Here is a 315-nt window from a genome sequence, read left to right on the forward strand (position 1 = left end):
CAACCCCAACAGCAAACATTGCAATAGGCATGACGAAAGAGTTTTCTATTTCTGGTGTAAGCGTTTTGCCGTTTGCTGCTCCATCAAGAGAAGAAGAACGTGCGGTTGCTTTATCAGCGGTAAATTGAGACGTGCTCTCAGTATGAGCGATGGGGGGGGTCTCAATCTTTGTGGGCAATTTCACATGAGATTCTGTGGATGTGTTAAGAGCCGTTTTCGATGCTGAGGAAGCAGCGTTTGTTTTCAGATCAATAGCAGATTGGGTATTTTTATTTATCTCAAGCTGCGTAATTCCACGATCTGCTCTTAAGGATG

At 44.1% G+C, this 315-nt stretch carries 1 pseudogene; it reads right to left on the reverse strand.

What is annotated here, in order from left to right:
- Positions 1–315: pseudogene (locus ACFINC_RS10940) on the reverse strand (autotransporter outer membrane beta-barrel domain-containing protein); the annotation flags it as partial.

The sequence above is a fragment of the Bartonella sp. AP58NXGY genome (assembly GCF_042195785.1).
Lineage (GTDB): Bacteria > Pseudomonadota > Alphaproteobacteria > Rhizobiales > Rhizobiaceae > Bartonella.